We start from the raw sequence: 22786 nt of genomic DNA on the forward strand, positions 1-22786 counted from the left end.
GGATTTGGCGGTGTTGGTTTTTGGACCCAACAGCCATACGACAACCCCCTGCGGGGGCTGCCGGTCACTTTTCTTTGCGCGGCAAAGAAAACTAACGAAAAGAAAGCCGCCCTGCCGGGAGCAGAGCAATAAGGCTATTCGGCGGCGGTGATTGCGTCGTACGGCCCGGAGTGTTGGCTGGCGTGTCCTACCGGCTTGAAAGGCATCGCAATTGCATTAGCCGGCGGTTTCGTGGTGGTGCCCGCGGTAGCATCGCCATTGCCCATCCGGCCATCTGCCGTTCGCGGTGCAAAGGGCTGCGCTATCTCGCACCTCACTGGTTTCGTGGTTTTGTCTCTGACGGTACGCGCGGTGATCATTCGGTCCCTGCCGTTCGCCGTGCGGAGCGCCGCGCAGCTTCGTACTGATGGGTTTCGTGGTGGGATTGGTGGATCGAACGTACTCGCCTGCGGCCTCGCCGTTACGTCGGTTGGCGAGCGGAGCAGCACCTTCCCGGTTTGAGCATCTTTTCGCATCAGCCGACCGGGCCACCGCGCCCACCACGAAACGAGGACGGCCGAGAATCCGGTCACGGCCAGAGCCGGTACGGCAGGGTCTCCAATGGCAGGGTGTTTGCCGTCAGAGACAAAACCACGAAACCAGCAAGGCGCGAAATGCCGCGGCCCTTTGCACCGCGAACGGCAGATGGCCGGATGGGCGCGGCGCATGCTATCAGGGGCCGCACCACGAAACCACTGGGAGAAGCAGTGGCGCCGCCATTGGCGCCGGTGGGACACGCCAGCCAACACCCAGGGCCGTACGACGAAACCACCGCCCCACATAAGCCTTATTGCTCTGCTCCCGGCAGGGCGGCTTTCTTTTCGTTAGTTTTCTTTGCCGCGCAAAGAAAAGTGACCGGCAGCCCCCGCAGGGGGTTGTCGTATGGCTGTTGGGTCCAAAAACCAACACCGCCAAATTCAAATCCCAAGCACGCGACAAGAGCCAATTGTTCTGCTCCCAGGCCACCCCACCCCCCACCTTCACTTCCCCTTATAACTCGGAAAAAACAACTGCTCCCCCTCCACCTTGTAGGCAGTAATGGTGTCCTGCCCTTCCTTCGAAGTGATCCAGTCCACCAGCTTCATCGCATCCGCATAATTGGTGCCCGGCTGCCTGGCCGGATTGACGGCAATCACCCCGTACGGATTGAACATCCTGGGATCTCCCTCCAGCACGATAGCCAACCCGGTCTTGGCCCGGTAGGCACCATACGTAGCCCGATCCGACAGCGTATAGCCCGGCAGCTGCGCCGCCATGGTCAGCACCTCGCCCATGCCAAGTCCGGCGCTCACGTACCACGGCTGGCCCTTGGGCGCGATGCCGGCCTGCTTCCAGTAGTCCTTCTCCATCACGTCGGTGCCGGAGTTGTCGCCGCGCGAGATGAATTTGCTGCCGCTGGCGGAGATCGTCTTGAAGCCGGCGATAACGTCTTTCCCGCCCTTCAGCCTGGCCGGGTCGCTGGCCGGGCCGACCACGATGAAATCGTTGTACATCACGTCGCGGCGGTTGACCCCGTAGCCGGCGGCCATGAATTCGTCTTCCAGCTTGCGCGCGTGCACCAGCAGCACATCGACGTCGCCCATCTCTCCCATCTTCATCGCCTTGCCCGAGCCCACCGCGATCACCTTCACCGTGACGCCGCTGCGTTGCTCGAACTTTGGCAGCAGGAATTTGAGCAGGCCGGAGTTCTCGGTGCTGGTGGTGGTCGCCAGCTTGAGTTCGCCGGCGAACGCCGTATTGGCGCCTGCCAGCGTGACCAGGCAAACCAGGCCCAGGAAGCCGCAGGTTCGCCGGAAAAAATGACGCAACAGGCTGGAAACGGGGATGCCCCGCATGGTCGCTCCTTGTTTTATGTTTTTAGAAACATAAAACCACAGACTTAAAGAATCGGTGAAAATGCGGCGAGATCCGTGGACATAATGGCATTCTATTGTCGTTGAGTCACATCTCTAAAGTAAATATATCCGGCACTGCGCAGGAACGACCAGCTCGCGCCCTGGGCGCACGCGGTATTGGCGCTCATGTCGGACCCGGCCTTGGCGCGCCGCATCGAGGCGCTGCCGGGATACGTCATGGCCTGGTCCGAAGGCATTCCTGCGCCCCGGCAGGCACTTCCCTGGTACGGCCCGGGCGGCAAGGAAGCCAACCGATCCCCGAGCACGGCCGGGGCAGCATTCCGACCGTATGTGCGCTCGCGTATTACACTGGTTGCATCGGCGGGGCTGCCTGCCTGCCGCCCTGACCCTGCAAGGAGCGCCACATGCTAGAAACGGCCGCGTTGGCCGCGGGCTTGTCCTGGACCAGCGGATACCGCCTTTACCTGGCCGTCTTTGCGGCCGGCGCGCTGGGCCGCGCGGGCTGGCTGCACCTGCCGCCCGGCCTGCAGGCGCTGGAGTCCTGGTGGGTGATCGCGCTGGCCGCGGTGCTGGCGCTTGCCGAATTCGTGGCCGACAAGGTGCCTGGCTTCGATTCCTTCTGGGACAGCATCCAGACCTTTATCCGCATTCCCGCCGGCGCGATCCTGGCCGCCGCGGCGTTCGGGCAGCTCGATCCGCAATGGATGGTCGCCGCCGGCCTGGTGGGCGGCACCCTGGCCGGCACCGCCCACGCCGCCAAGGCCGGCACGCGCGCGCTGATCAACGTGTCCCCGGAACCGTTTTCGAATTGGGCTGCCTCACTGAGCGAGGACGTTGCCGCCAGCAGCGGCTTGCTGCTGGCGTTCTTCCTGCCGGTGGCCTTCCTGGTGGTGCTGGTCCTGTTGCTGCTGGTGGCGGGTTGGTTGCTGCCCAAGCTGTGGCGCGGCGTGCGGCGCTTGCGCGACGCCCTGGCCAAGCGTGCGCCGGCTGCGGCGCCGGCCGGGCGCCAGCCCAGGCATTAGTGCGGCCGTCATCCGGGCCTGAACCGGTTGGCGAGTATCCACCAGCGGTTCGCGGGCGGCGGCGATTCGCCAGGGCTTGCTGTTTTGCCGGTGTCACCGGTTGTCACCGGTTGTCACCCGTTGTCACCAATACGCGCGCGGTCTGCCCGGCAGGCCGCCACCATGCATGTGCACGGACAAGAGATAAGAGATAACAGACCCAATGTCTTCGGAACCCGCCTCTCAGCCAGTTCATCAGCCAGCTCGCCAGCCAGTAACCGCCATCGCCACCCCCGCGGCCACGCCGTCCGGCGCCCGCCCGGCACGCTTCTCGCCGTGGCGCCAGGCGCTGCGCATGGCGCGGCGCGACTGGCGCGCCGGCGAGTTGAGCCTGTTGCTGTTCGCGCTGGTGCTGGCTGTCGCGGCACTCAGCAGCGTGGGCTTCCTGGCCGACCGCATGCGCCTGGGACTGGAGCGCGATGCGCGCCAATTGATCGCCTCCGATGTGCTGATCGTCTCCGACCAGCCGTTCGATGCCGTCTTCGCCCGCCATGCCGCCCAGGCCGGCCTGGCCACGACGCAGACCGTCACTTTCCCTAGCATGGCGAGCGCGCGCGCGCCGGGCAAGGCCGGCACGCAGGCTTCGGCTGGCGCGGCGCCGGCCGAGGCCGGCTCGCAACTGGCCGCGCTCAAGGCTGTCGGCCCGGGCTACCCGCTGCGCGGGCAACTGAAGGTGGCGGCCGAGCGTGGCGCAACGGAAGGCCCCGCCACCGGCATTCCCGCCGCGGGCACCGTCTGGGTGGACGAGGCCTTGCTGGACACGCTTGGCGTTGCCATCGGCGACATCATCCAGCTGGGCAGCCGAGGCTTTCGCATCGAACGCATCATCACGCAGGAGATGGACCGCGGCACCGGCTTCATGAATTTCGCGCCGCGCGTGATGCTGCCGCTGTCGGACCTGGATTCCACCGGCCTGGTGGGCTGGGGCAGCCGGGTCACTTACCACCTGCTGGTTGCCGGCCCGGACGCCGCCGCCCAGGCCTACCAGCAGTGGGCCGAGGCCGAGATCGGCAAGCGCGCGCTGCGCAACACCCGCGTCGAGTCGCTCGAATCCGGCCAGCCGCAAATGCGCGCCACGCTGGATCGCGCCGAGCGCTTCCTGTCGCTGGTGGCGGTGCTGTCGTCGATGATCGCCGCGGTGGCCATCGCGATGTCGGCGCGGCGCTATATGCAGCGCCATACCGACGCCTGCGCGGTCTACAAGTGCATGGGCCTGTCGCGCCGCGAGATCCTGCTGGCCTTCGGGCTGGAGTTCATGCTGCTGGGCGTCGGCGGCGCGCTTGCCGGCGTGGCGTTGGGCTACCTGGCGCACTACGGGCTGCTGCTTTCGCTGGGCAATCTGCTGACCGTGACGTTGCCGCAGCCCTCCATCCTGCCGGCCATGGTGGGCCTGCTGGCGGGCATTGTCCTGCTGGCCGGCTTTGCGTTGCCGCCGCTCCTGGCGCTGACCCGGGTGCCGCCGCTGCGCGTGCTGCGGCGCGACATCGGCGCACCGCCGGTGTCGACCTGGATCGCCTACGGGCTCGGCCTGGGCGCCTTCGTGGCGCTGCTGCTGGTGGCCGCTCGGGATCTCAGGCTGGGCCTGACCACCGCCGGCGGATTTGCCGCCGCCGGCATCCTGTTCGCGCTGCTGGCGCTTGGCCTGCTGACCCTGCTGGGGCGGGTGACGCGCGGTGGCCGCCTGGCGCGCGGCAGCGTGGGCTGGCGCTTTGCGCTGGCGGTGCTGGAGCGCCGCCGCGGCGTCACGGTGCTGCAGACGGTGGCGCTGGCGGTGGGCCTGATGGCGCTGCTGCTGCTCGGCATGACCCGCAACGACCTGATCGCCTCGTGGCGCAACGCCACGCCGGCGGACGCGCCAAACCGCTTCATCATCAACATCCAGCCCGATCAGCGCGCGCCGCTGGCCGGCATGCTGGCGCACGCCGGCATCGACGACCTGCTGTACCCGATGGTGCGCGGCCGCCTGACGCACATCGCCGGCCAGCCCGTGCGCGCGGAGCGCTTCTCCGACGGCCGGGCCCGTAACCTGGTCGAGCGCGAGTTCAACCTGTCCTATACCGATGCGCTGCCGGCCGGCAATCGCGTGGTGGCGGGCCGCTGGCTCGGCGGCGGCAGGGCCGGGGCCTCGGTGGAGGAGGGCATCGCCAAGACGCTGGGGATCCGGCTGGGCGATACCCTGCGCTTCGATGTGGCGGGGCAGGCAGTGGAAGCGCCGGTCACCTCGCTGCGCAAACTGGACTGGGGTTCGATGCGGGTGAACTTCTTCGTGATCCTGCCGCCCGCCGCCATGCAGGGCCTGCCGCAGACCTATATCACCGCCTTCCACCTGCCGGCCCGGCAGGCAGCGCTGGGCAACCGGCTGGTGGCGGCTTTCCCGAATATCACGGTGGTCAATACCGACCTGATCCTGCGCCAGATCCAGGACGTGCTCGACCAGGTCATTGYCGCCGTCGAGTTCCTGTTCGTGTTCACCCTGGCGGCTGGTGTCACCGTGCTTTACGCGGCGCTCTCCGGCGCGCGCGACGAGCGCAAGCGCGACGCGGGCCTGCTCAAGGCACTGGGCGCTTCGGCAGCGATGGTGCGGCAGTCGCAGTACGCCGAGTTCCTGGTTGTTGGCGGGCTGGCGGGCTTGCTGGCCAGCCTCGGCGCGATCGCGGTGGGCTGGGGCCTGTCGCAGTTCGCGTTCGATTTCCCCTACCGCTTCAATGGCTGGATCGTGCCGGCCGGCGTGCTTTCTGGCATGCTGTGCGCTTTCGCGGGCGGGTGGCTGGGTTTGCGCGAGGTGCTGCGGCAACCTGCGCTGGCCACGCTGCGTGAAGCCTGAGCGGCTTTCGTGCCGTTGATGCTGCCCGTGTTTCAGGAATTTACAAGTGTCTTATGAGTACCGAATCCAAACCTGAAGAATCCGCCCCTAACGAAATCACCGCTTATGCGCTGATCGGCGGCGAGGCGCGCGTGCGCGAGCTGGTCGACCGTTTCTACGACCTGATGGATCTCGAGGCCGAATTCAAGGGGCTGCGTTCGCTGCATCCCGCTTCGCTGGACGGCTCGCGCGACAAGCTGTTCTGGTTCCTGTGCGGCTGGCTGGGCGGCCCCAATCACTTTATCGACCGCTTTGGCCACCCGCGCCTGCGCGCGCGCCACATGCCGTTCGAGATCGGGACCAGCGAGCGCGACCAGTGGATGCGCTGCATGGCGCTGGCCATGCAGGATGTGGGCCTGCCCGAAGACCTGCAACTGCGCCTGATGCAAGCCTTTTTCGGCACTGCGGACTGGATGCGCAACGTGCCGCGCTGACGCCCCCCATGCCCATGCCCATGACCAGGACGAATCTCCACACTGCCACGGATCTGCCTGCCGACGCCCGGCGTGTCCTCGATTTCTGGTTCGGCGCGCCCGGCTCACCGGCGTGGAACAATTCACGCCGGGAGTGGTTCACCAAGTCGGATGGCTTTGACGCCGCCGTGCGCGCGGCCTTCCTGCCGCTGTGGGAAGCCACGCAAGCAGGCGCCAACGCCGACTGGGAGCAAAGTCCCGAGGGCGCCTGCGCGCGCATCGTGCTGCTCGACCAGATGCCGCGCAACATCTTTCGCAACGAGCCGCGCAGCTTCGCCTCCGACGCGCAGGCGCTGGCGGCGGCCCGGCAGGTCGTGCGGAGCGGTGCGGAGCGCCTGCTGCCTACGCCATACCACCGCAAGTTCTGCTACATGCCGTTCGAGCATTCGGAAGCGCTTGCCGACCAGGACGAGGCCGTACGTCTGATGACGGCACTGCGCGACGAAAGCGGGGGCAGGGTGGACGACGTCGAGTGGGCGGTCAGGCACCGCTTGGTGATCGAGCGCTTCGGGCGCTTTCCGCACCGCAATGCCGTGCTGGGGCGGCCGAATACGGCGCAAGAGAGCGCTTTCCTGCGGGAACCCGGCTCGTCGTTCTGAACCGCGCCGGCCGGGAGCGCGATCAGGTTTCCGCGCGCTTTTCCTGCCATTTGTCCACCAGCACGCGCGGCGCTTTGGCGAGCTTGTCGAGGATGCCTTCGGGCGTGGCATCCGTCATCAGCAGTTCGTTGTGAACCTGCTTCAGGAAGCCTTCATCCACCGCATGCTGCAGGAAGCCCCGCATGCCGTCGTAGAAACCGGCCACATTGAGCAGCCCCACCGGCTTGGCGTGATAGCCCAGCTGCAGCCAGGTGAAGGTCTCGAACAGCTCCTCGAAGGTGCCGACCCCGCCCGGCATGGCGATAAAGGCATCGGCGCGGTCGGCCATCATCTGCTTGCGCTCGTGCATGTTGCGCACCACGTGCAGCTCGGTCAGGCCGCGGTGGCCGACTTCCTTCTGCATCAGCGCATCCGGAATGATGCCGATGGCGGTGCCGCCGTGCGCCAGCACGGCATCGGCCACGATGCCCATCAGCCCGACCTTGCCCCCGCCGTAGACCAGCGCCAGGCCGCGCTCGGCCAGGAGCTTGCCCATGGTGCGCGCCGCGGCGGCGTATTCGGGGCGGTTGCCGGGGCTGGAGCCGCAATAGATGCAAACTGACTTCATTTTATTTCCTTTGCTGTCTGCGTCCCCTTGGCGGCGTATTCCTGGGCCAGCACGTCGAACGCATGGCGGGCCGAGCCGCGCAGGTAAGGGGCCAGGATCGAGAAGATATGATGGCTGGCGCCGTGCAGGTAGCCGCGGATCTGTTCGGCATCGTTGTACTGGCGCGGATGCTGGACGAACTGGAAAGACAGCCAGTAAGTGGCTACCACCACCATATTGGTACAGATGACATCCACCTGCTCGGGCGTGGCTTCCATCTCGCCGTCTTCCTGGAACTGCCGGCAGATCTCCATCGCAAAGCGCTTCTTCTGCTCGACGATGCGCTTGAAGTTGGTCTCCAGCATGCGGTTGCGCGCCAGCAGGTCGTTGATGTCGCGGTACAGGAAGCGGTAGGTCCACATGAACTCCGCCATGTACTGCATGTAGCCCCAGCTTTCGTCCAGCGTGGCCTTGCGGTTTGCGGGCATCTTGAGGCGGCGCTCCATCTCCTGCTCGAACAGCACGAAGATGGAGCTGATGATGTCGTCCTTGTTGCGGAAGTGATAGTAGAGATTGCCGGGACTGATCGCCATGGCTTCCGCAATGGTCGTGGTCGTGACGTTGGGTTCGCCCAGTTCGTTGAACAGGCGGAGCGAAGCGTCTAGGATGCGGTCCCGGGTGCGGCGGGGGCCGGTTTGCTGTTTGAGTTCCATGGGCGACCGGGCGAGCGGCAATTCGGTATGTTGACGGCGATTATAAGCAATCGCCGTCAGCCGCCATGCCGCATCGGCCCTGGACGCCCGGCTTGAGCGGTTTGAGTCCGTTCGAAACGGACCGATCGTGTTGGTCAGGCTGCCAGCGCCCACAGCCAGCCCGTCACGATCGGTCCGGCAATGGCGAGCCAGGTGCCGGCGCACAGCACCAGCGCCAGCATGACCGCGGCGCTGCCGAAATCCTTGGCGCGCTTGGACAGGCTATGGCGCTCCAGCGAGATGCGATCGACCGCGGCTTCCACGCTGGAGTTGAGCAGTTCCACGATCAGCACCAGCAGCAAGGTGCCCAGCAGCAGGATGCGCTCCACGATGCCAACCGGCAGCAGCAGGGCGCAGGGCGTCAGGATCGCGACCAGCGTCAGCTCCTGGCGGAATGCGCTTTCTTCCAGTACCGCGTAGCGCAGGCCGGACAGCGAATTGATGCCGGCATGCCAGGCCCGCGCCAGGCCGCGGTTGCCTTTGTGAGGATTCTGCTCAATCGTGTAGTCGCTGTTCGGCGAGTCCGGGGCCGGCGCCGAGATCTGCGGCGCTGGGCGGTGAGGGTCGGACGGCTTGAGATGCGGAGTCGGCATGTTCGGATGAGGTGCGGGCAGCGGTGCCGTCCGGAGCCGCGCATACGGCTGGCAGCGGCTGCAGGTGAGTCAGGAACTGCTCGGAGGCGGCACGCCACGAGAACCGCTCGGCATGGGCACGCGCGGTGGCGCGGTCGATGCGCAGCGCTTCCAGGCAAGCTTCGCGCAAGTCTTCGTGCATCACCCCGGCGTCACTGCCGCCGAGCACATCGATCGGCCCGGTCACCGGATAGGCCGCCACCGGCAGGCCGCTGGCCAGGGCTTCGAGCAAGACCAGACCGAACGTGTCGGTGCGGCTGGGGAATACGAAGACGTCTGCTGAAGCATACACCTTGGCCAGTTCCGGCTGGGTCAGCACGCCCAGGTAGCTGACGCCCGGATAGCGCGCGCGCAGTGACGCCAGCGCCGGCCCGTCGCCCACCACCCATTTGGAGCCCGGCAGGTCCAGTGCGAGGAAGGCTTCGACGTTCTTCTCCACGGCAACACGGCCAACGTAGAGAAAGATCGGGTGCGCCGTGTTAAGCACGTTGGCCTGCTGCGCGGTAAATACATCGAGGTCGACGCCGCGGGTCCACAGCACGCCGTGCGTGATGCCGAAGTGGGCCAGGTCCTTCAGCACCACGGGCGTGGGCGCCATCACCGCGCGCGCCGGGCCGTGGAACCAGTGCAGGAAGCGGTAGGTCCACGCCAGCGGGATGCCGAAGCGCGCCTGCACGTACTCGGGGAAACGCGTGTGGTACGCCGTGGTGAACGGCAGTTGCTCGCGGATCGCGAAGCGGCGTGCCGCCAGCCCGAGCGGCCCCTCGGTGGCGATATGCAGCGCATCCGGCGCGAAGGCACGGATGCGCTCCCTGACCTTGGCGCCGGCGAACAGCGATAGCGCGATTTCGGGGTAGGTCGGGCAGGGAATGGTGCGGAATTCCTGCGGCGTGATCAGTTCCACCGTGTGCCCCATCGCCATCAGCTCGCGGCGGGTCGACTTGAGCGTGCGCACCACGCCATTGACTTGCGGCTCCCAGGCATCGGTGACGATCAGGATCTTCATGCATGCTCCTTGCGGCCGGGGCCGCGTGGGTGACCGGCGTCGGCGACGCCAGGGCGATCGTGGCGATCGGCGACGGTGACGGCATCCCGCCCCTGGTCAGGCGGTGGCTGTAGCGCGGCGGCTGGCCGTGGCCGGCGCGTCGAGCATGGTGGTCCAGTACACGATCTGCAGCTCGCCTTCCTGGGTTTCCACCAGGGCGGACAGGCTTTCCACCCAGTCCCCGTCGTTGCAATAGAGCTGGCCGTCCACCTCACGGATCTCGGCCTTGTGGATATGGCCGCAGACCACGCCGTCGCAGCCGCGCCGGCGCGCTTCGTCCACCATCGCGTGCTCGAAGGAGTTGATGTAGTTGACGGCGTTCTTGACCTGGTGCTTCAGGTACTGCGAAAGCGACCAGTAGGGGAAGCCGAGGCGGGCACGAATGCGGTTGAAGTGGCGGTTGATGGCCAGGATCACGGTGTACAGCGAGTCGCCCAGGTAGGCGAGCCAGCGCGCGTGCTGCACCACGCCGTCGAACAGGTCGCCGTGCACTACCCACAGGCGCCGGCCGGCGGCGGTGACGTGGATGGTGTCTTCGCGCACCGTGATGTCGCCGAAGGCGAGGCCGTCGAACTGGCGCGCGGCTTCATCATGGTTGCCCGGCACGTAGATCACCTCGGTGCCCTTGCGCGCCTTGCGCAGCAGCTTCTGCACCACGTCGTTGTGGCTCTGCGGCCAGTACCAGCCGCGGCGCAGTTGCCAGCCATCGATGATGTCGCCGACCAGGTAAAGCTGGTCCGATTCATTGTGCTTGAGGAAGTCGAGCAGGTAGTCGGCCTCGCACCCAGGCGTGCCGAGGTGGATGTCGGACAGCCAGATGGCGCGGTAGTGGCGTGCCGGATGGGCGGAATGCGGGGTTTGGACGGTGGCGTCCGGCGGGGCGTGACCGGCAGGATTGGCGGGGCCGGGAGGGTTGGCGGACCGCGCTGGAGGCTGCAAAGGGCTGGCCGGTGGCATGAACGCGGCCAGCGCGGCGGACAAGGACAAGGGGCGAGGCAGGGATTGCGACCCGGCGGTGCGGCTGCGCAGCAGATGCATGGCCTTGGCCAGACGTCCGCAAGCAGAACGAAGAGCTTGAACCATGGCGGCCCCAGTAGCGACGATGGCTGCATTGGGCCTGTGGCGCGTGACGGAGCCGTGACAGAAACATGAATGTCATATGACCGTTGCGTCGCCGCCATGCTTGCGGCGATGCGCTCAGGCCGCGGGCGCCACCGCCGACAACTGCGCCAGCGCGAGCAGCGCGGCCTGCACGGCCAGCGGGTGTCGCAGCAAACCGACATGGCCGATGCCGGCCAGGGGGACGTGGTGGGTGCCTTCCAGCCATGCGGTGCCGACCGGCCCGGCGATGGAGTCGTGCCAGCTGAAGATCGACACCAGGGCGGCGCGCTGGCGAGGCGTTTCCCGTGCGGCCAGCGCGCGCAGCCAGGCACTGCCGCAGCGCATCTGGCGTGCGTTGAAGCCGCTGCCATAGCGCGCCAGCACGCAGCCGTGGTGCGGGGTGCCCAGCGTGACGATGCCGCGGCAGGGTGGCGGCGCGCCCCTGCCGGCCAGCGCGGCGCGCGCAGCCAGGCCGCCCATGCTGTGGCAGAGCAGCAGCGGAGGCTGACCGGTGGTGGCGGCGATGCGCGCCACGGCGGCGCGTACTTCGAGGGCGTATTGATCGATGTCGCCGAAGACCGGCTCCAGGTCGATCGCCTCGCAGTGATAGCCGGCCGCGGCCAGGGCCGGCTGCATATCGAGCCACACCGCATGGTTGCAGCCGTAGCCGTGCACCAGCAGCAGCGGCGGGCGCGAACTCGGCGCCTTGGCCGGATGCAAGCGCCGGTGCGAACAGAACGGCTGCAGCCAGTTGAACATGCGGAACACGGCAGCGTATTCGCGCAGGTAGCAGGCCAGCGCCTGGGGCAGCGTGAGCGACGCAGGCCGGGTGGCCTGCAAGGCGGGCGGAAACGGGGGGCGGGTCTCGGCGGGTTCGCCAAGACCGCGCAGGGAGATGGCAAAGGCGCCGGCGACGGAGAGTCCCAGCGCTGCCAGCACCGCCCCTGTGCCGGCCAGCAGGGCCAGAGGCCAGCCACACCAGGCGTGGAGCGCGGCGGCGCAGCCGAGCGCGGCGGCGGCCTGCAATGCCACCGCGATGCGGCGCAGGGCGGCGGCCGACAGGTTCATGGCTTGGGCGGTCGCAGGTCGCGAAGATCGCGAAGATCGCGCAGATCGGTAAGGCGGGTGCGGGCGAGCCGGTCGTGCAGGAACTGGCGCCTGGGGTCCAGCCAGGCCAGCATGAACCAGATCAGCAGCCCGGCACACAGCACGCCAACGAAGGGCCCCTTGGCAAGGCCGAGCAGGTGGCCGGCCGCTGCCGCGGGCGGCAGCCACAGCCATGCCAGCACGTAGCGCAGCGCGGCCTGCGGCCAGCGCGGGGGCGTGCCCGCCGCCGTCTCCACGCGCATGCGCCAGGTCTGCATGGCCAGGGTCTGGCCGTTGCGCTGCCAGAACCAGACGAAATAGCAGCCCAGCACCAGGAAGCTCCAGCATTGCATGGTGAAGCGGCCATCCAGGCCCAGTTGCTGCAGGCCCGGGCGCGCCAGCAGGTAGAGCCCGGTGGAGGCGCTCAGCACGCCGAACAGCAGCACGCCCTCGTACAGCATGCAGGCAAGGCGGCGGCGCAGCGTCGGCGCCGCGGGACTGGCTGGCGCCGCGGGACTGGCTGGCGCGGCGGATAGGGCCGGCTTGGCTTTGGATTGGGTCGTGGAGGCGGCAGGCATGGCGATCAGACGGGAAAGCGGCGAGGTCCGGGCGCCGGCACGGTGGTCATGCCGGAGCGGACGGCGGGCCGCCAGGTAAATAAGGCTGCCAGATGAGAGGGCCTGACGGCAATCCCGTGGTATCCCTGTCATGCGCGGCAGCGGCGTCCGCCGCGAGGCCGGGCGGCAACCGGCCGCGAGGCAGCTGACAAGCGCGGCTGGGCCAGCACAAGCGGCATTATGCCAAAGCCGGGATCGTCCGGGTATGGCAACCCGGGACAGCGGCACAGCAGGCGTTCAGCGGCGCACCGCGTCGTCGGGATTGGCGGGGCTGCTGGCAGTCGCTTCGGTGGCGGCTTCGCGCGGCGCAGGCAGCGCCGCGGGCGCGGTGGCTGGGGCAGCCTGGGGCTCGGGCGCCGGTGCGGAGGCCGGTGCCGGCGTGCGCTTGGCCGCGGCAGCGCCCGTGGCCGGCGCCTTCTTTTCCGGGTGCAGCTGGCGCGTGGTTTCGGCGGGCAGGCGCTTGCCCGAGGGCAGTGCGCTGACGGCGCCCGGGCGGCGCGGCACTTTCTCGGCCGCCGCCAGGTTCTTCTTCTGCTCTTCCGGCAACTGCTGGTATTCGTCCCAGGCCTCGGCCTTCTTCTTGGCCGGCAGCGATCGCGTGATCTGGTAGTTTTCGCGCGCCACGCGGCGCTGCTGGGGCGTCAGCTTGACCCATTCGGACATGCGGGTCTGCAGGCGTGCCTGATCCGCGGGCGAGAACTTCGGATAACGCTCGGCGATCTGCAGCCATTTCCGCCGGTTCAGTTCGGGGAAATTGTTCCACTCACCCGAGAGCGGCGCGAGAATCCGCTGCTGCACGGGGGTGAGTTCATCCCAGGTGGGGCGGGCGTTCGCGTTCACGGCGGCAGGCGCGCGGGTGTCGCCTTGCGCCTGGCACGCCAGCGGCGCCACGAGAAAGGTCGTGGCGGCAGCCACCGCGGACAGCAGCAAGGCTGCCAGCCGCCGGCGCTGCGCGTCGGGGTTGAAGTTGGCGCTGGTCATGCTACTGGCCGCGTTTCAGGAACACGTGGAAGCCTTGGTCGGCATAGGCTGTGGGCGGGAGGTCGTCGAGCAGCATGGCGGCATCCACGTCAGCGAGTTCATCGACGCGCTGCTGCTGTTGCCAGTGGTAGATGCCGAACAGCCCGGCGGCCAGGGCCACCAGCGTCCAAACCAGCCCGAGACGGCGAAGCCACGCGCCCGCGCGATGCAGTGGCGTGTCATCCTCGTCGAAGTAGACCGTGTGCATCCCGGCCGCGGCCAGTTGCGGCACGGTGACAGCGGCTTGCGCCTTCTTGCGGGCCAGCGCAATCCGCCGCGCGGCGGAAAGCCGATCGGTTACATTGTCCGGCAACGCATGGGCAGAGGCATCCAGTGCCGTGCGAATCTCATGTGCCAGGCGGCGTTCGTTGATTTCTTTTTCGTTTCTCGTGCTCATAATCGGACCCCCCGCGCTCGCAATGCCTGCGCCAGTGTGTGCGTGGCGCGGGAACAGTGCGTCTTGACGCTGCCTTCGGAGCATCCCATGACAGCAGCGGTTTCCGCGACGTCCATATCCTCCCAGTAACGCATCAGGAAGGCTTCGCGTTGACGTGCCGGCAGGCGCTGTATTTCCTGTTCGATGATGTGCATGGTCTGGGCGCGCTCCACCTTGTCGGCGCTGCTCTCGGCCGATTCGGTGCCGATTTCGGCCTCGAAAGTGTCGAGCAGGTCATTGTCCTCGCCTTCACGGTCGTCGCGCAGGTTGGAAAACAGCGTGACCCAGGTATTGCGTACTTTCTGGCGGCGGAACCAGTCGTGGATCGTGTTCTGCAGGATGCGCTGAAAAAGCGGCGCAAGCTCCGCGGCGCTCTTGTCGCCGTATTTTTCGGCGAGCTTGATCATTGCGTCCTGGACAATGTCCAGGGCAGCTTCGTCGTCGCGCACCGCAAATACGGCCTGTTTGAAGGCACGCCGCTCGACGCTGGCGAGAAAGTCGGATAGTTCCTGATCGGTAGCCATGCAGGCGGGGTACGGACGGTGGGGCCTTGGCCGACGGATGTGCAGAAAACGGCTTCTTGCACGTCCAAAATGCTGGGATGCTAGCAAATAACCCCCCCTGTGACCATCCTTGTTCTCTCTTGTGGTCATTCAGGCGCGCGATGGGCAGGATGCTGCCGATCTGGTGCGAAGCGCCCGGGATGCAATATGGCCGTAGACCACTCTGATGCAATGCAGTATCATCGCTGGTTCACACGACATCAGTGGTTGTCTCATTCGGCCGCTTATGAGGCGGTCTATCATGCAGACGCGCACCGCTTGAACCCGTGCCACAAGCCCGGCAGAGAGCATCCGAACAATTTTTTGCCGAAAATTGCAAAGGACTAATATGAACATGCCCAGCGCGGAATTCCACGCAGACAGCAATTCATCCGCCGCACCCGAAATGATCGGGGCGGAAATTCTCGTTCACGCACTTGCCGAAGAAGGCGTCGAGTACGTCTGGGGCTACCCCGGCGGCGCAGTGCTGTATATCTACGACGAGTTTTACAAGCAAAAGAAGATCGAGCACATCCTGGTGCGCCACGAGCAGGCCGCGGTTCACGCCGCAGACGGCTATGCACGTGCGACCGGCAAGGTGGGCTGCGCCCTGGTGACCTCCGGTCCCGGCGTCACCAATGCGGTGACGGGCATTGCCACGGCCTACCTGGACTCGATCCCGATGGTGATCATCACCGGTAACGTGCCGACGCACGCGATCGGGCAGGATGCTTTCCAGGAATGCGACACGGTCGGCATTACCCGCCCCATCGTCAAGCACAACTTCCTGGTCAAGGACGTCCGCGATCTCGCTTCGACCATCAAGAAGGCGTTCTATATCGCCGCGACCGGCCGCCCCGGCCCGGTTGTCGTCGATATTCCCAAGGACGTCTCCCGCAATTCCTGCAAGTACGAGTACCCCAAGTCGATCGACATGCGCTCGTACAGCCCGGTGAACAAGGGCCATTCGGGCCAGATCCGCAAGGCGCTTGCGCTGTTGCAGGGTGCCGAACGCCCGTACATCTACGCAGGCGGCGGGGTGGTGCTGGCCAATGCCAGCGAGGAGTTGCGCCAGCTGGCCGCGCTGACCGGCCATCCGGTCACCAACACGCTGATGGGCCTGGGCTCGTTCCCCGGCACCAGCAAGCAGTTCGTCGGCATGCTTGGCATGCACGGCACGTATGAAGCCAACATGGCCATGCAGCACTGCGACGTGCTGATTGCCATCGGCGCCCGTTTCGACGACCGCGTGATCGGCAATCCGGCGCACTTCACCTCGCAGCCGCGCAAGATCATCCATATCGACATCGATCCGTCTTCCATCTCGAAGCGCGTCAAGGTCGACATTCCCATCGTGGGCCACGTCAGGGATGTGCTGCAGGAGCTGATTGCGCAGCTGCAGGCCAGCGACGTCAAGCCCAAGCGCGAGGCCCTGGCCAAGTGGTGGGAACAGATCGAGCAGTGGCGTTCGGTGGACTGCCTCAAGTACGATCGCGAATCCGAGATCATCAAGCCGCAGTACGTGGTGGAAAAGATCTGGGAACTGACCCACGGCGATGCCTTTGTCTGCTCCGACGTGGGCCAGCACCAGATGTGGGCCGCGCAGTTCTACAAGTTCAACGAGCCGCGCCGCTGGATCAATTCCGGTGGCCTGGGCACGATGGGCGTGGGCCTGCCGTATGCGATGGGCATCAAGAAAGCCTTCCCCGAGAAGGAAGTGGTGACCATCACCGGCGAAGGCTCGATCCAGATGAACATCCAGGAACTGTCGACCTGCCTGCAGTACGACACCCCGGTGAAGATCTGCGCGCTCAACAACCGCTACCTCGGCATGGTGCGCCAGTGGCAGGAGATCGAGTACGACAACCGCTACTCGCATTCCTACATGGACGCGCTGCCCGACTTCGTCAAGCTGGCCGAGGCCTATGGCCACATCGGCATGCGCATCGAGAAGACGGCCGACGTCGAGCCCGCGCTGCGCGAAGCCTTCCGCCTGAAGGACCGTACCGTGTTCCTCGACTTCCAGACCGACCCGACTGAAAACGTGTGGCCGATGGTGCAGTCCGGCAAGGGTATCTCCGAAATGCTGCTTGGCGCGGAGGACCTGTAATGCGACATATCATTTCGGTCCTGCTGGAAAATGAACCCGGTGCGCTGTCGCGCGTGGTTGGTCTGTTCTCGGCGCGCGGCTACAACATCGAGACGCTGACGGTGGCCCCCACCGAAGACGCCTCGCTGTCGCGCATGACCATCGTCACCAGCGGGTCGGACGACGTGATCGAGCAGATCACCAAGCACCTGAACCGCCTGGTGGAAGTGGTCAAGGTGGTGGACCTGACCGAAGGCGCGCACATCGAGCGCGAGCTGATGCTCGTCAAGGTGCGCGCGGTGGGCAAGGAGCGCGAGGAAATGAAGCGCACCGCTGACATCTTCCGCGGCCGCATCATCGACGTCACCGAGAAGACCTACACCATTGAGCTGACCGGCAACGGCGTCAAGCTGGATGCCTTCCTGGACGCGATCGACCGCGCTGCCATCCTCGAGACCGTCCGTACCGGCGGCTCGGGCATTGGCCGCGGCGAGCGCATCCTGAAGGTCTGAACCTGATTGCAGTATCCAGAGGCGGCACCGGTGCCGGCGCTAGCCGGGTGGTAGCCGCCAACCCAACACACGAAAACGAAAGATCGAAGGAATCATCATGAAAGTGTTTTACGACAAGGACGCCGACCTCTCCCTGATCAAGGGCAAGAACGTCACCATCATCGGCTACGGCTCGCAAGGCCATGCTCACGCACAGAACCTGAACGACTCCGGCGTCAAGGTCACGGTCGGCCTGCGCAAGAGCGGCGCATCGTGGAACAAGGCGGTCAACGCCGGCCTGCAAGTCAAGGAAGTGGCCGACGCCGTCAAGGACGCCGACGTGGTCATGATCCTGCTGCCGGACGAGCAGATCGCCGACGTGTACAAGAACGAAGTGCACGACAACATCAAGCAAGGCGCAGCGCTGGCCTTCGCCCACGGTTTCAACGTGCACTACGGTGCCGTGATCCCGCGCGCCGACCTGGACGTGATCATGATCGCCCCGAAGGCCCCGGGCCACACGGTGCGTTCGACCTACGCACAAGGCGGCGGCGTGCCCCACCTGATCGCCGTGCACCAGGACAAGTCCGGCGCCGCCCGTGACATCGCCCTGTCGTACGCCACCGCCAACGGCGGCGGCCGTGCCGGCATCATCGAGACCAACTTCCGCGAAGAAACCGAAACCGACCTGTTCGGCGAGCAGGCCGTGCTGTGCGGCGGTACCGTGGAACTGATCAAGGCTGGCTTCGAAACGCTGGTGGAAGCCGGCTACGCGCCGGAAATGGCTTACTTCGAGTGCCTGCACGAACTCAAGCTGATCGTCGACCTGATCTATGAAGGCGGCATTGCCAACATGAACTACTCGATCTCCAACAACGCCGAATACGGCGAATACGTCACCGGCCCGCGCGTCGTGACCGAGGAGACCAAGAAGGCCATGAAGCAGTGCCTGACCGACATCCAGACCGGCGAATACGCCAAGAGCTTCCTGCTGGAAAACAAGGCCGGCGCCCCGACCCTGATCTCGCGCCGCCGCCTGACGGCCGAGCACCAGATCGAGGAAGTGGGTGCCAAGCTGCGCGCCATGATGCCCTGGATCGCCAAGAACAAGCTGGTCGACCAGTCGAAGAACTAAGCTGTACCGCAGTCCTACGGCCTGCCGCGGCTGACGGCGCGGGCCGCGGCCGTTCAGTTTCCCGCACGATTCCCCGCTTCGAGGGGTTATTCGGGCGGAGGCTGAACGGCTTTTTGTTATCCTTGTCAGACTCTATCCACCTAGCAAGCACTGCATGAACTATCCTCATCCGCTGATCGCCCGTGAAGGCTGGCCGTTCCTGGCCGGCGCCTTTGTCATCTCGCTGCTGGTGCAGGTCAGCGCCAGCTTCTGGTGGGCCTTGCCGCTGTGGATCATTACGCTGTTCGTGCTGCAGTTTTTCCGCGACCCGCCGCGGCCGATCCCGGCCCAGCCGAACGCCGTGCTGGCCCCGGCCGACGGCCGTATCGTGGTGGTCGAGAAGACCATGGATCCCTACGCGGGGCGCGAGGCGCTGAAGATCAGCGTCTTCATGAACGTGTTCAACGTACACTCCAACCGGGTGTCCGTGGACGGCAAGGTCGAGAAGGTCGAGTATTTTCCCGGCAAGTTCGTCAACGCCGACCTCGACAAGGCCTCGCTGGAAAACGAACGCAACGCCGTGGTCATCCACCGTGCCGCTGACGGCAAGGTGGTGACACTGGTACAGGTGGCCGGCCTGGTGGCCCGCCGCATCCTCTGCTACACCCGGGTTGGCGAGACGCTGTCGCGTGGCCAGCGCTACGGTTTCATCCGCTTCGGCTCGCGCGTCGACGTCTACTTGCCGGTGGATGCGCGTCCGCGCGTCACCATCGGCGAAAAAGTGTCGGCCTCGTCGACCATCCTGGCCGAGCTGGACTGATCCGGCCACGCCGGAAACCACCGGACCCAATGGAGAACAGGCATGGGTGCTTTCAACCGACGCAACAAGCGTGCTAGCAATAGCAATGTGACGAACTTGCGTCCTTTCCGCCACAACCAGCTGCGCGGCAATGATCCCGCCGACTTCGACGACGAAGCCGGCGACGATCACGATATCGAATACGTGCGCCCGCGCCGGCGCGGCATCTACCTGCTGCCCAACGCGTTCACCACGGCAGCGCTGTTCGCCGGCTTCTTCGCCATCGTGCAGGCCATGAACATGCGCTTCGACACCGCGGCCATCGCCATCTTCGCCGCCATGGTGCTGGATGGCATGGACGGCCGCGTGGCGCGCATCACCAATACGCAGAGCGCGTTCGGCGAGCAATACGATTCGCTCTCGGACATGACGTCGTTCGGGGTTGCGCCCGCACTGGTGATGTACGAGTGGATCCTGCACGACCTGGGCAAATGGGGGTGGATTGCCGCCTTTGTCTACTGCACATGCGCGGCGCTGCGGCTGGCGCGTTTCAACGCCAATATCGGCGTGGTCGACAAGCGCTTCTTCCAGGGGCTGCCCAGCCCCGCGGCGGCGGCGCTGGTAGCCGGCTTCGTGTGGCTTGTGATCGACAACAAGCTGCCGGTGAAGGAGCTGTGGATGCCGTGGGTAGCCTTCGGTATCACGCTGTACGCGGGGCTGTCGATGGTGTCCAACGCGCCGTTCTACAGCGGCAAGGCGCTCGATGTGCGCTACCGCGTGCCCTTCGGCATGATGGTGCTGGTACTGGTGCTGTTCGTGGTGGTTTCGACGGACCCGCCAGTTGCGCTGTTCGGGTTGTTCGTGGCCTATGCGATTTCCGGCTACCTGCTGTGGGGCTGGCATGCGCTGCATGGCAAGCCGGAAAGCATCCGCAAGGTGCGCGACGGCGGGAACGAACGTTCCTGATGGCTGGTAGGTAAAAAGGCGCTGCGGCGCCTTTTTACTTTTTGTTTTTGTGTTGTCCGTTGTTGTCCGTTGTTGTCCACTTTTCACTGACCAACTGGAGGTTCTCATGGGCATGCTCGATTTCATCAAGGAAGCAGGAGAGAAACTGTTTGGCGGTAGCGCAGCCCAGGCTGCGCCGGCTCCGGATGCCGCGCCGTCGGCGGACGTCGACGCGGCCAACCGCGCCGCCGGCGATGCCATCGAGGGCTACATCAAGCAGATGAACCTGGATGCCACCGGGCTGATGGTGCAGGTGGACGGCGCGCAGGGACTGGTGACGGTATTCGGCGTGGCGCCGGACCAGGCCACCCGCGAGAAGATCATTCTGTGTTGCGGCAATGTGCAGGGCGTGGAAAAGGTCGAGGACAAGATGTCGGTCAATGTTGACTCGGTCGAGTCGACATGGCAGACCGTGGTCAAGGGCGATACGCTGTGGGCGATTTCCCAGGCGGCCTACGGCAACGGCGCGTTGTACACCGTCATCTTCGAGGCCAACCAGCCCATGTTGTCGCATCCGGACAAGATCTATCCCGGCCAGAAGCTGCGCATCCCGCCCAAGCCCTGACGTCCGTTGCCATCCGGTAGCCGGGGGCATGGCGCCCCTGGGCCTTCCTTTCCGGCTATCGAACCGATTGACGCGTCCATATTGCACACGCCCGGCATCTCGGCTATAGTCGCTCACATGATTTCGCGCCAAGCCCTACTCGCCCGCACCATTCTAGGTGGCCTACTAGGCCATCAGGTCGGGACGCGTTCGCGCTGAGGGAAGCCAAGACCCTCGCGCAAAGTCACACAGGATTTATAAACGCCCCGGCCTGCATCACTGCACGCCGGGGCGTTTTGCATTCAGCGCGGCAGAAAACAAGACGGCGAAGGCCGAGACAGCAACTTGATTCGCCAAGTACAAAGATAAGCCCAGGAGCCTCACCCATGTCCGACAAACTCATTATTTTCGACACCACCTTGCGCGACGGCGAACAGTCGCCCGGCGCCTCCATGACCCGCGATGAAAAAGTCCGCATCGCGCGCCAGCTGGAGCGCCTGAAGGTCGACGTGATCGAAGCCGGCTTCGCGGCCAGCTCCAACGGCGACTTCGAAGCGATCCGCTCCATTGCCCAGGTCGTCAAGGATTCGACCATCTGCTCGCTGGCACGCGCCAACGACCGCGATATCGCGCGCGCTGCCGAGGCGCTGAAGCCCGCCAATGCCTTCCGCATCCATACCTTTATCGCCACCTCGGCGCTGCATATGGAAAAGAAGTTGCGCATGACGCCGGACCAGGTCTATGAACAGRCCGTCCTCGCCGTGCGTTTTGCGCGCCAGTTCACCGACGATATCGAGTTTTCGCCCGAAGACGGCAGCCGCTCGGACATGGATTTCCTGTGCCGCGTGCTCGAAGGCGTGATCCGGGAAGGGGCTACCACCATTAACCTGCCGGATACGGTGGGTTACGCCGTGCCGGAAGGCTACGCCGGGCTGATCCGCTCGGTGCGTGAGCGCATCCCCAATTCCGACAAGGCCATCTGGTCCGTGCATTGCCATAATGACCTCGGCATGGCCGTGGCCAATTCGCTGGCGGCGGTCAAGCTCGGCGGCGCGCGCCAGATCGAGTGCACCATCAACGGCCTCGGCGAACGCGCCGGCAATACCAGCCTGGAAGAAGTGGTCATGGCAGTGAAGACGCGCCGCGACTACTTCGACATGGACGTCGGGGTGGACACCACGCAGATCGTGCCGGCCTCCAAGCTGGTATCGCAGATCACCGGCTTCGTGGTGCAGCCCAACAAGGCCGTGGTCGGCGCCAACGCGTTCGCCCATGCGTCCGGCATCCACCAGGATGGCGTGCTCAAGGCGCGCGATACCTACGAGATCATGCGCGCCGAAGACGTGGGCTGGACCGCCAACAAGATCGTGCTGGGCAAGCTCTCGGGCCGCAATGCTTTCAAGCAGCGCTTGCAGGAACTCGGCATCGAGCTGGAAAGCGAGAGCGAGGTCAATGCCGCGTTCACCCGCTTCAAGGAACTGGCCGACCAGAAGTCCGAGATCTTCGACGAAGACATCATGGCCATCGTTTCCGACGAAGCGCACGACGTCAACGAGCACTTCCGCTTTATCTCGCTGTCGCAGCACTCCGAAACCGGCGAACGTCCGCATGCGCGGGTCGTGTTCAACATGGACGGAAACGAGCTGACCGGCGAAGGGGAGGGCAACGGCCCGGTCGATGCCACGCTGCATGCCATCGAGGGCAAGGTCGCGAGCGGCGCCGAACTGGTGCTGTATTCGGTCAATGCCATCACCGCCGGCACGCAGGCCCAGGGGGAAGTCACGGTCCGTTTGTCCAAGGGCGGGCGCATCGTCAACGGCGTGGGCACCGATCCCGATATCGTGGCCGCTTCGGCCAAGGCCTACCTGGCCGCATTGAACAAGCTGCACGACAAGGCCGTGCAGAAGATCAACCCGCAGATCTGATCCCGATCTGACCGGTAAGCCCGCGGCCTATCCCGCCGCCGGCTTTGAATCGGCCCGCCGCGTTCCCACGAGGACGACGGCGGGCGTTTTGCGTTCTCCGCGCTCGCCCTT

Annotated in this window: 22 protein-coding genes; 11 read left to right on the forward strand and 11 right to left on the reverse strand. The window is 65.6% G+C overall.

The window, feature by feature from the left end:
* Nucleotides 1–1019 precede the first annotated feature (1019 nt).
* A complete protein-coding gene (locus AC1DQ3_RS02800; RefSeq protein ID WP_477118651.1) occupies nt 1020–1874 on the reverse strand; it encodes an ABC transporter substrate-binding protein in 855 nt (284 codons plus the stop codon).
* Nucleotides 1875–2299: 425 nt separating this feature from the next.
* On the opposite strand from AC1DQ3_RS02800, the gene AC1DQ3_RS02805 reads away from it, so the two are divergent.
* The 4 genes from AC1DQ3_RS02805 (at nt 2300) to AC1DQ3_RS02820 (ending at nt 6891) form a co-directional block, all read left to right on the forward strand.
* Entirely contained in the window at nt 2300–2917 is a 618-nt protein-coding gene (locus AC1DQ3_RS02805; RefSeq protein ID WP_477118652.1) for a DUF4126 domain-containing protein, read from the forward strand.
* A gap of 334 nt (nt 2918–3251) precedes the next feature.
* Nucleotides 3252–5780 (forward strand): ABC transporter permease, encoded by a 2529-nt coding sequence (locus tag AC1DQ3_RS02810; protein ID WP_477118909.1) that lies wholly within the window; start codon nt 3252–3254, stop codon nt 5778–5780.
* Nucleotides 5781–5833: 53 nt separating this feature from the next.
* Nucleotides 5834–6253: a group II truncated hemoglobin gene (locus tag AC1DQ3_RS02815; RefSeq protein WP_477118653.1), complete on the forward strand. Its 420-nt coding sequence runs from the start codon at nt 5834–5836 to the stop codon at nt 6251–6253.
* Nucleotides 6254–6273: 20 nt separating this feature from the next.
* Nucleotides 6274–6891, forward strand: coding sequence for a DUF924 family protein (locus tag AC1DQ3_RS02820; protein WP_477118654.1), 618 nt, complete (start codon nt 6274–6276; stop codon nt 6889–6891).
* A 22-nt stretch (nt 6892–6913) separates the two neighbouring features.
* Here AC1DQ3_RS02820 and AC1DQ3_RS02825 read toward each other — a convergent pair whose 3' ends face one another.
* From AC1DQ3_RS02825 to AC1DQ3_RS02870, 10 genes are all read right to left on the reverse strand, one after another.
* The gene (locus AC1DQ3_RS02825) at nt 6914–7498 is read right to left on the reverse strand and encodes an LOG family protein (protein WP_477118655.1); all 585 of its coding nucleotides are present in this window, start codon (nt 7496–7498) and stop codon (nt 6914–6916) included.
* Nucleotides 7495–8190: a TetR/AcrR family transcriptional regulator gene (locus AC1DQ3_RS02830; protein ID WP_477118656.1), complete on the reverse strand. Its 696-nt coding sequence runs from the start codon at nt 8188–8190 to the stop codon at nt 7495–7497. Before AC1DQ3_RS02830 ends, AC1DQ3_RS02825 begins: the two co-directional genes overlap by 4 nt.
* A 134-nt stretch (nt 8191–8324) precedes the next feature.
* A complete protein-coding gene (locus AC1DQ3_RS02835) occupies nt 8325–8822 on the reverse strand; it encodes a diacylglycerol kinase (protein WP_477118657.1) in 498 nt (165 codons plus the stop codon).
* Entirely contained in the window at nt 8725–9867 is a 1143-nt protein-coding gene (locus AC1DQ3_RS02840) for a glycosyltransferase family 4 protein (RefSeq protein WP_477118658.1), read from the reverse strand. The genes AC1DQ3_RS02835 and AC1DQ3_RS02840 overlap by 98 nt, the downstream gene beginning before the upstream one ends.
* Before the next feature lie 96 nt (nt 9868–9963).
* A complete protein-coding gene (locus tag AC1DQ3_RS02845; protein WP_477118910.1) occupies nt 9964–10863 on the reverse strand; it encodes a UDP-2,3-diacylglucosamine diphosphatase in 900 nt (299 codons plus the stop codon).
* Nucleotides 10864–11103: 240 nt separating this feature from the next.
* A complete protein-coding gene (locus tag AC1DQ3_RS02850) occupies nt 11104–12075 on the reverse strand; it encodes an esterase/lipase family protein (protein ID WP_477118659.1) in 972 nt (323 codons plus the stop codon).
* Complete coding sequence (locus tag AC1DQ3_RS02855; RefSeq protein WP_477118660.1) at nt 12072–12671, reverse strand: RDD family protein; 600 nt, start codon at nt 12669–12671, stop codon at nt 12072–12074. Before AC1DQ3_RS02855 ends, AC1DQ3_RS02850 begins: the two co-directional genes overlap by 4 nt.
* 276 nt (nt 12672–12947) lie before the next feature.
* A complete protein-coding gene (locus AC1DQ3_RS02860; protein ID WP_477118661.1) occupies nt 12948–13691 on the reverse strand; it encodes a DUF3106 domain-containing protein in 744 nt (247 codons plus the stop codon).
* Between the two features lies 1 nt (nt 13692).
* Nucleotides 13693–14127: a DUF3619 family protein gene (locus AC1DQ3_RS02865; RefSeq protein WP_477118662.1), complete on the reverse strand. Its 435-nt coding sequence runs from the start codon at nt 14125–14127 to the stop codon at nt 13693–13695.
* Complete coding sequence (locus tag AC1DQ3_RS02870; protein WP_477118911.1) at nt 14124–14690, reverse strand: RNA polymerase sigma factor; 567 nt, start codon at nt 14688–14690, stop codon at nt 14124–14126. Before AC1DQ3_RS02870 ends, AC1DQ3_RS02865 begins: the two co-directional genes overlap by 4 nt.
* A gap of 367 nt (nt 14691–15057) precedes the next feature.
* On the opposite strand from AC1DQ3_RS02870, the gene AC1DQ3_RS02875 reads away from it, so the two are divergent.
* The 7 genes from AC1DQ3_RS02875 to AC1DQ3_RS02905 all read left to right on the forward strand — a co-directional run bounded on the left by AC1DQ3_RS02875 (nt 15058) and on the right by AC1DQ3_RS02905 (nt 22675).
* Complete coding sequence (locus AC1DQ3_RS02875) at nt 15058–16818, forward strand: acetolactate synthase 3 catalytic subunit (protein ID WP_477118663.1); 1761 nt, start codon at nt 15058–15060, stop codon at nt 16816–16818.
* On the forward strand, nt 16818–17309 hold the full coding sequence (ilvN, locus tag AC1DQ3_RS02880) for an acetolactate synthase small subunit (RefSeq protein ID WP_020203618.1): 492 nt from the start codon (nt 16818–16820) through the stop codon (nt 17307–17309). The genes AC1DQ3_RS02875 and ilvN overlap by 1 nt, the downstream gene beginning before the upstream one ends.
* Nucleotides 17310–17406: 97 nt before the next feature.
* Complete coding sequence (ilvC, locus tag AC1DQ3_RS02885) at nt 17407–18423, forward strand: ketol-acid reductoisomerase (RefSeq protein WP_043344720.1); 1017 nt, start codon at nt 17407–17409, stop codon at nt 18421–18423.
* A gap of 154 nt (nt 18424–18577) precedes the next feature.
* A complete protein-coding gene (locus tag AC1DQ3_RS02890) occupies nt 18578–19222 on the forward strand; it encodes a phosphatidylserine decarboxylase (protein WP_477118664.1) in 645 nt (214 codons plus the stop codon).
* 42 nt (nt 19223–19264) lie between these two features.
* On the forward strand, nt 19265–20167 hold the full coding sequence (gene pssA / locus AC1DQ3_RS02895; protein ID WP_477118665.1) for a CDP-diacylglycerol--serine O-phosphatidyltransferase: 903 nt from the start codon (nt 19265–19267) through the stop codon (nt 20165–20167).
* Nucleotides 20168–20273: 106 nt separating this feature from the next.
* Complete coding sequence (gene lysM / locus AC1DQ3_RS02900; RefSeq protein WP_477118666.1) at nt 20274–20771, forward strand: peptidoglycan-binding protein LysM; 498 nt, start codon at nt 20274–20276, stop codon at nt 20769–20771.
* 365 nt (nt 20772–21136) lie between these two features.
* Nucleotides 21137–22675: a 2-isopropylmalate synthase gene (locus tag AC1DQ3_RS02905; RefSeq protein ID WP_477118667.1), complete on the forward strand. Its 1539-nt coding sequence runs from the start codon at nt 21137–21139 to the stop codon at nt 22673–22675.
* Nucleotides 22676–22786: the final 111 nt, after the last annotated feature.

It is taken from the genome of Cupriavidus sp. 01T418, from assembly GCF_056398885.1.

Coding starts and splice junctions, on each gene's coding strand:
- AC1DQ3_RS02800 (WP_477118651.1), bottom strand. CDS start 1,874: ATGCGGGGCATCCCCGTTTCCAGCCTGTTGCGTCATTTTTTCCGGCGA.
- AC1DQ3_RS02805 (WP_477118652.1), top strand. CDS start 2,300: ATGCTAGAAACGGCCGCGTTGGCCGCGGGCTTGTCCTGGACCAGCGGA.
- AC1DQ3_RS02815 (WP_477118653.1), top strand. CDS start 5,834: ATGAGTACCGAATCCAAACCTGAAGAATCCGCCCCTAACGAAATCACC.
- AC1DQ3_RS02820 (WP_477118654.1), top strand. CDS start 6,274: ATGACCAGGACGAATCTCCACACTGCCACGGATCTGCCTGCCGACGCC.
- AC1DQ3_RS02825 (WP_477118655.1), bottom strand. CDS start 7,498: ATGAAGTCAGTTTGCATCTATTGCGGCTCCAGCCCCGGCAACCGCCCC.
- AC1DQ3_RS02830 (WP_477118656.1), bottom strand. CDS start 8,190: ATGGAACTCAAACAGCAAACCGGCCCCCGCCGCACCCGGGACCGCATC.
- AC1DQ3_RS02835 (WP_477118657.1), bottom strand. CDS start 8,822: ATGCCGACTCCGCATCTCAAGCCGTCCGACCCTCACCGCCCAGCGCCG.
- AC1DQ3_RS02840 (WP_477118658.1), bottom strand. CDS start 9,867: ATGAAGATCCTGATCGTCACCGATGCCTGGGAGCCGCAAGTCAATGGC.
- AC1DQ3_RS02845 (WP_477118910.1), bottom strand. CDS start 10,863: ATGCCACCGGCCAGCCCTTTGCAGCCTCCAGCGCGGTCCGCCAACCCT.
- AC1DQ3_RS02850 (WP_477118659.1), bottom strand. CDS start 12,075: ATGAACCTGTCGGCCGCCGCCCTGCGCCGCATCGCGGTGGCATTGCAG.
- AC1DQ3_RS02855 (WP_477118660.1), bottom strand. CDS start 12,671: ATGCCTGCCGCCTCCACGACCCAATCCAAAGCCAAGCCGGCCCTATCC.
- AC1DQ3_RS02860 (WP_477118661.1), bottom strand. CDS start 13,691: ATGACCAGCGCCAACTTCAACCCCGACGCGCAGCGCCGGCGGCTGGCA.
- AC1DQ3_RS02865 (WP_477118662.1), bottom strand. CDS start 14,127: ATGAGCACGAGAAACGAAAAAGAAATCAACGAACGCCGCCTGGCACAT.
- AC1DQ3_RS02870 (WP_477118911.1), bottom strand. CDS start 14,690: ATGGCTACCGATCAGGAACTATCCGACTTTCTCGCCAGCGTCGAGCGG.
- AC1DQ3_RS02875 (WP_477118663.1), top strand. CDS start 15,058: ATGAACATGCCCAGCGCGGAATTCCACGCAGACAGCAATTCATCCGCC.
- ilvN (WP_020203618.1), top strand. CDS start 16,818: ATGCGACATATCATTTCGGTCCTGCTGGAAAATGAACCCGGTGCGCTG.
- ilvC (WP_043344720.1), top strand. CDS start 17,407: ATGAAAGTGTTTTACGACAAGGACGCCGACCTCTCCCTGATCAAGGGC.
- AC1DQ3_RS02890 (WP_477118664.1), top strand. CDS start 18,578: ATGAACTATCCTCATCCGCTGATCGCCCGTGAAGGCTGGCCGTTCCTG.
- pssA (WP_477118665.1), top strand. CDS start 19,265: ATGGGTGCTTTCAACCGACGCAACAAGCGTGCTAGCAATAGCAATGTG.
- lysM (WP_477118666.1), top strand. CDS start 20,274: ATGGGCATGCTCGATTTCATCAAGGAAGCAGGAGAGAAACTGTTTGGC.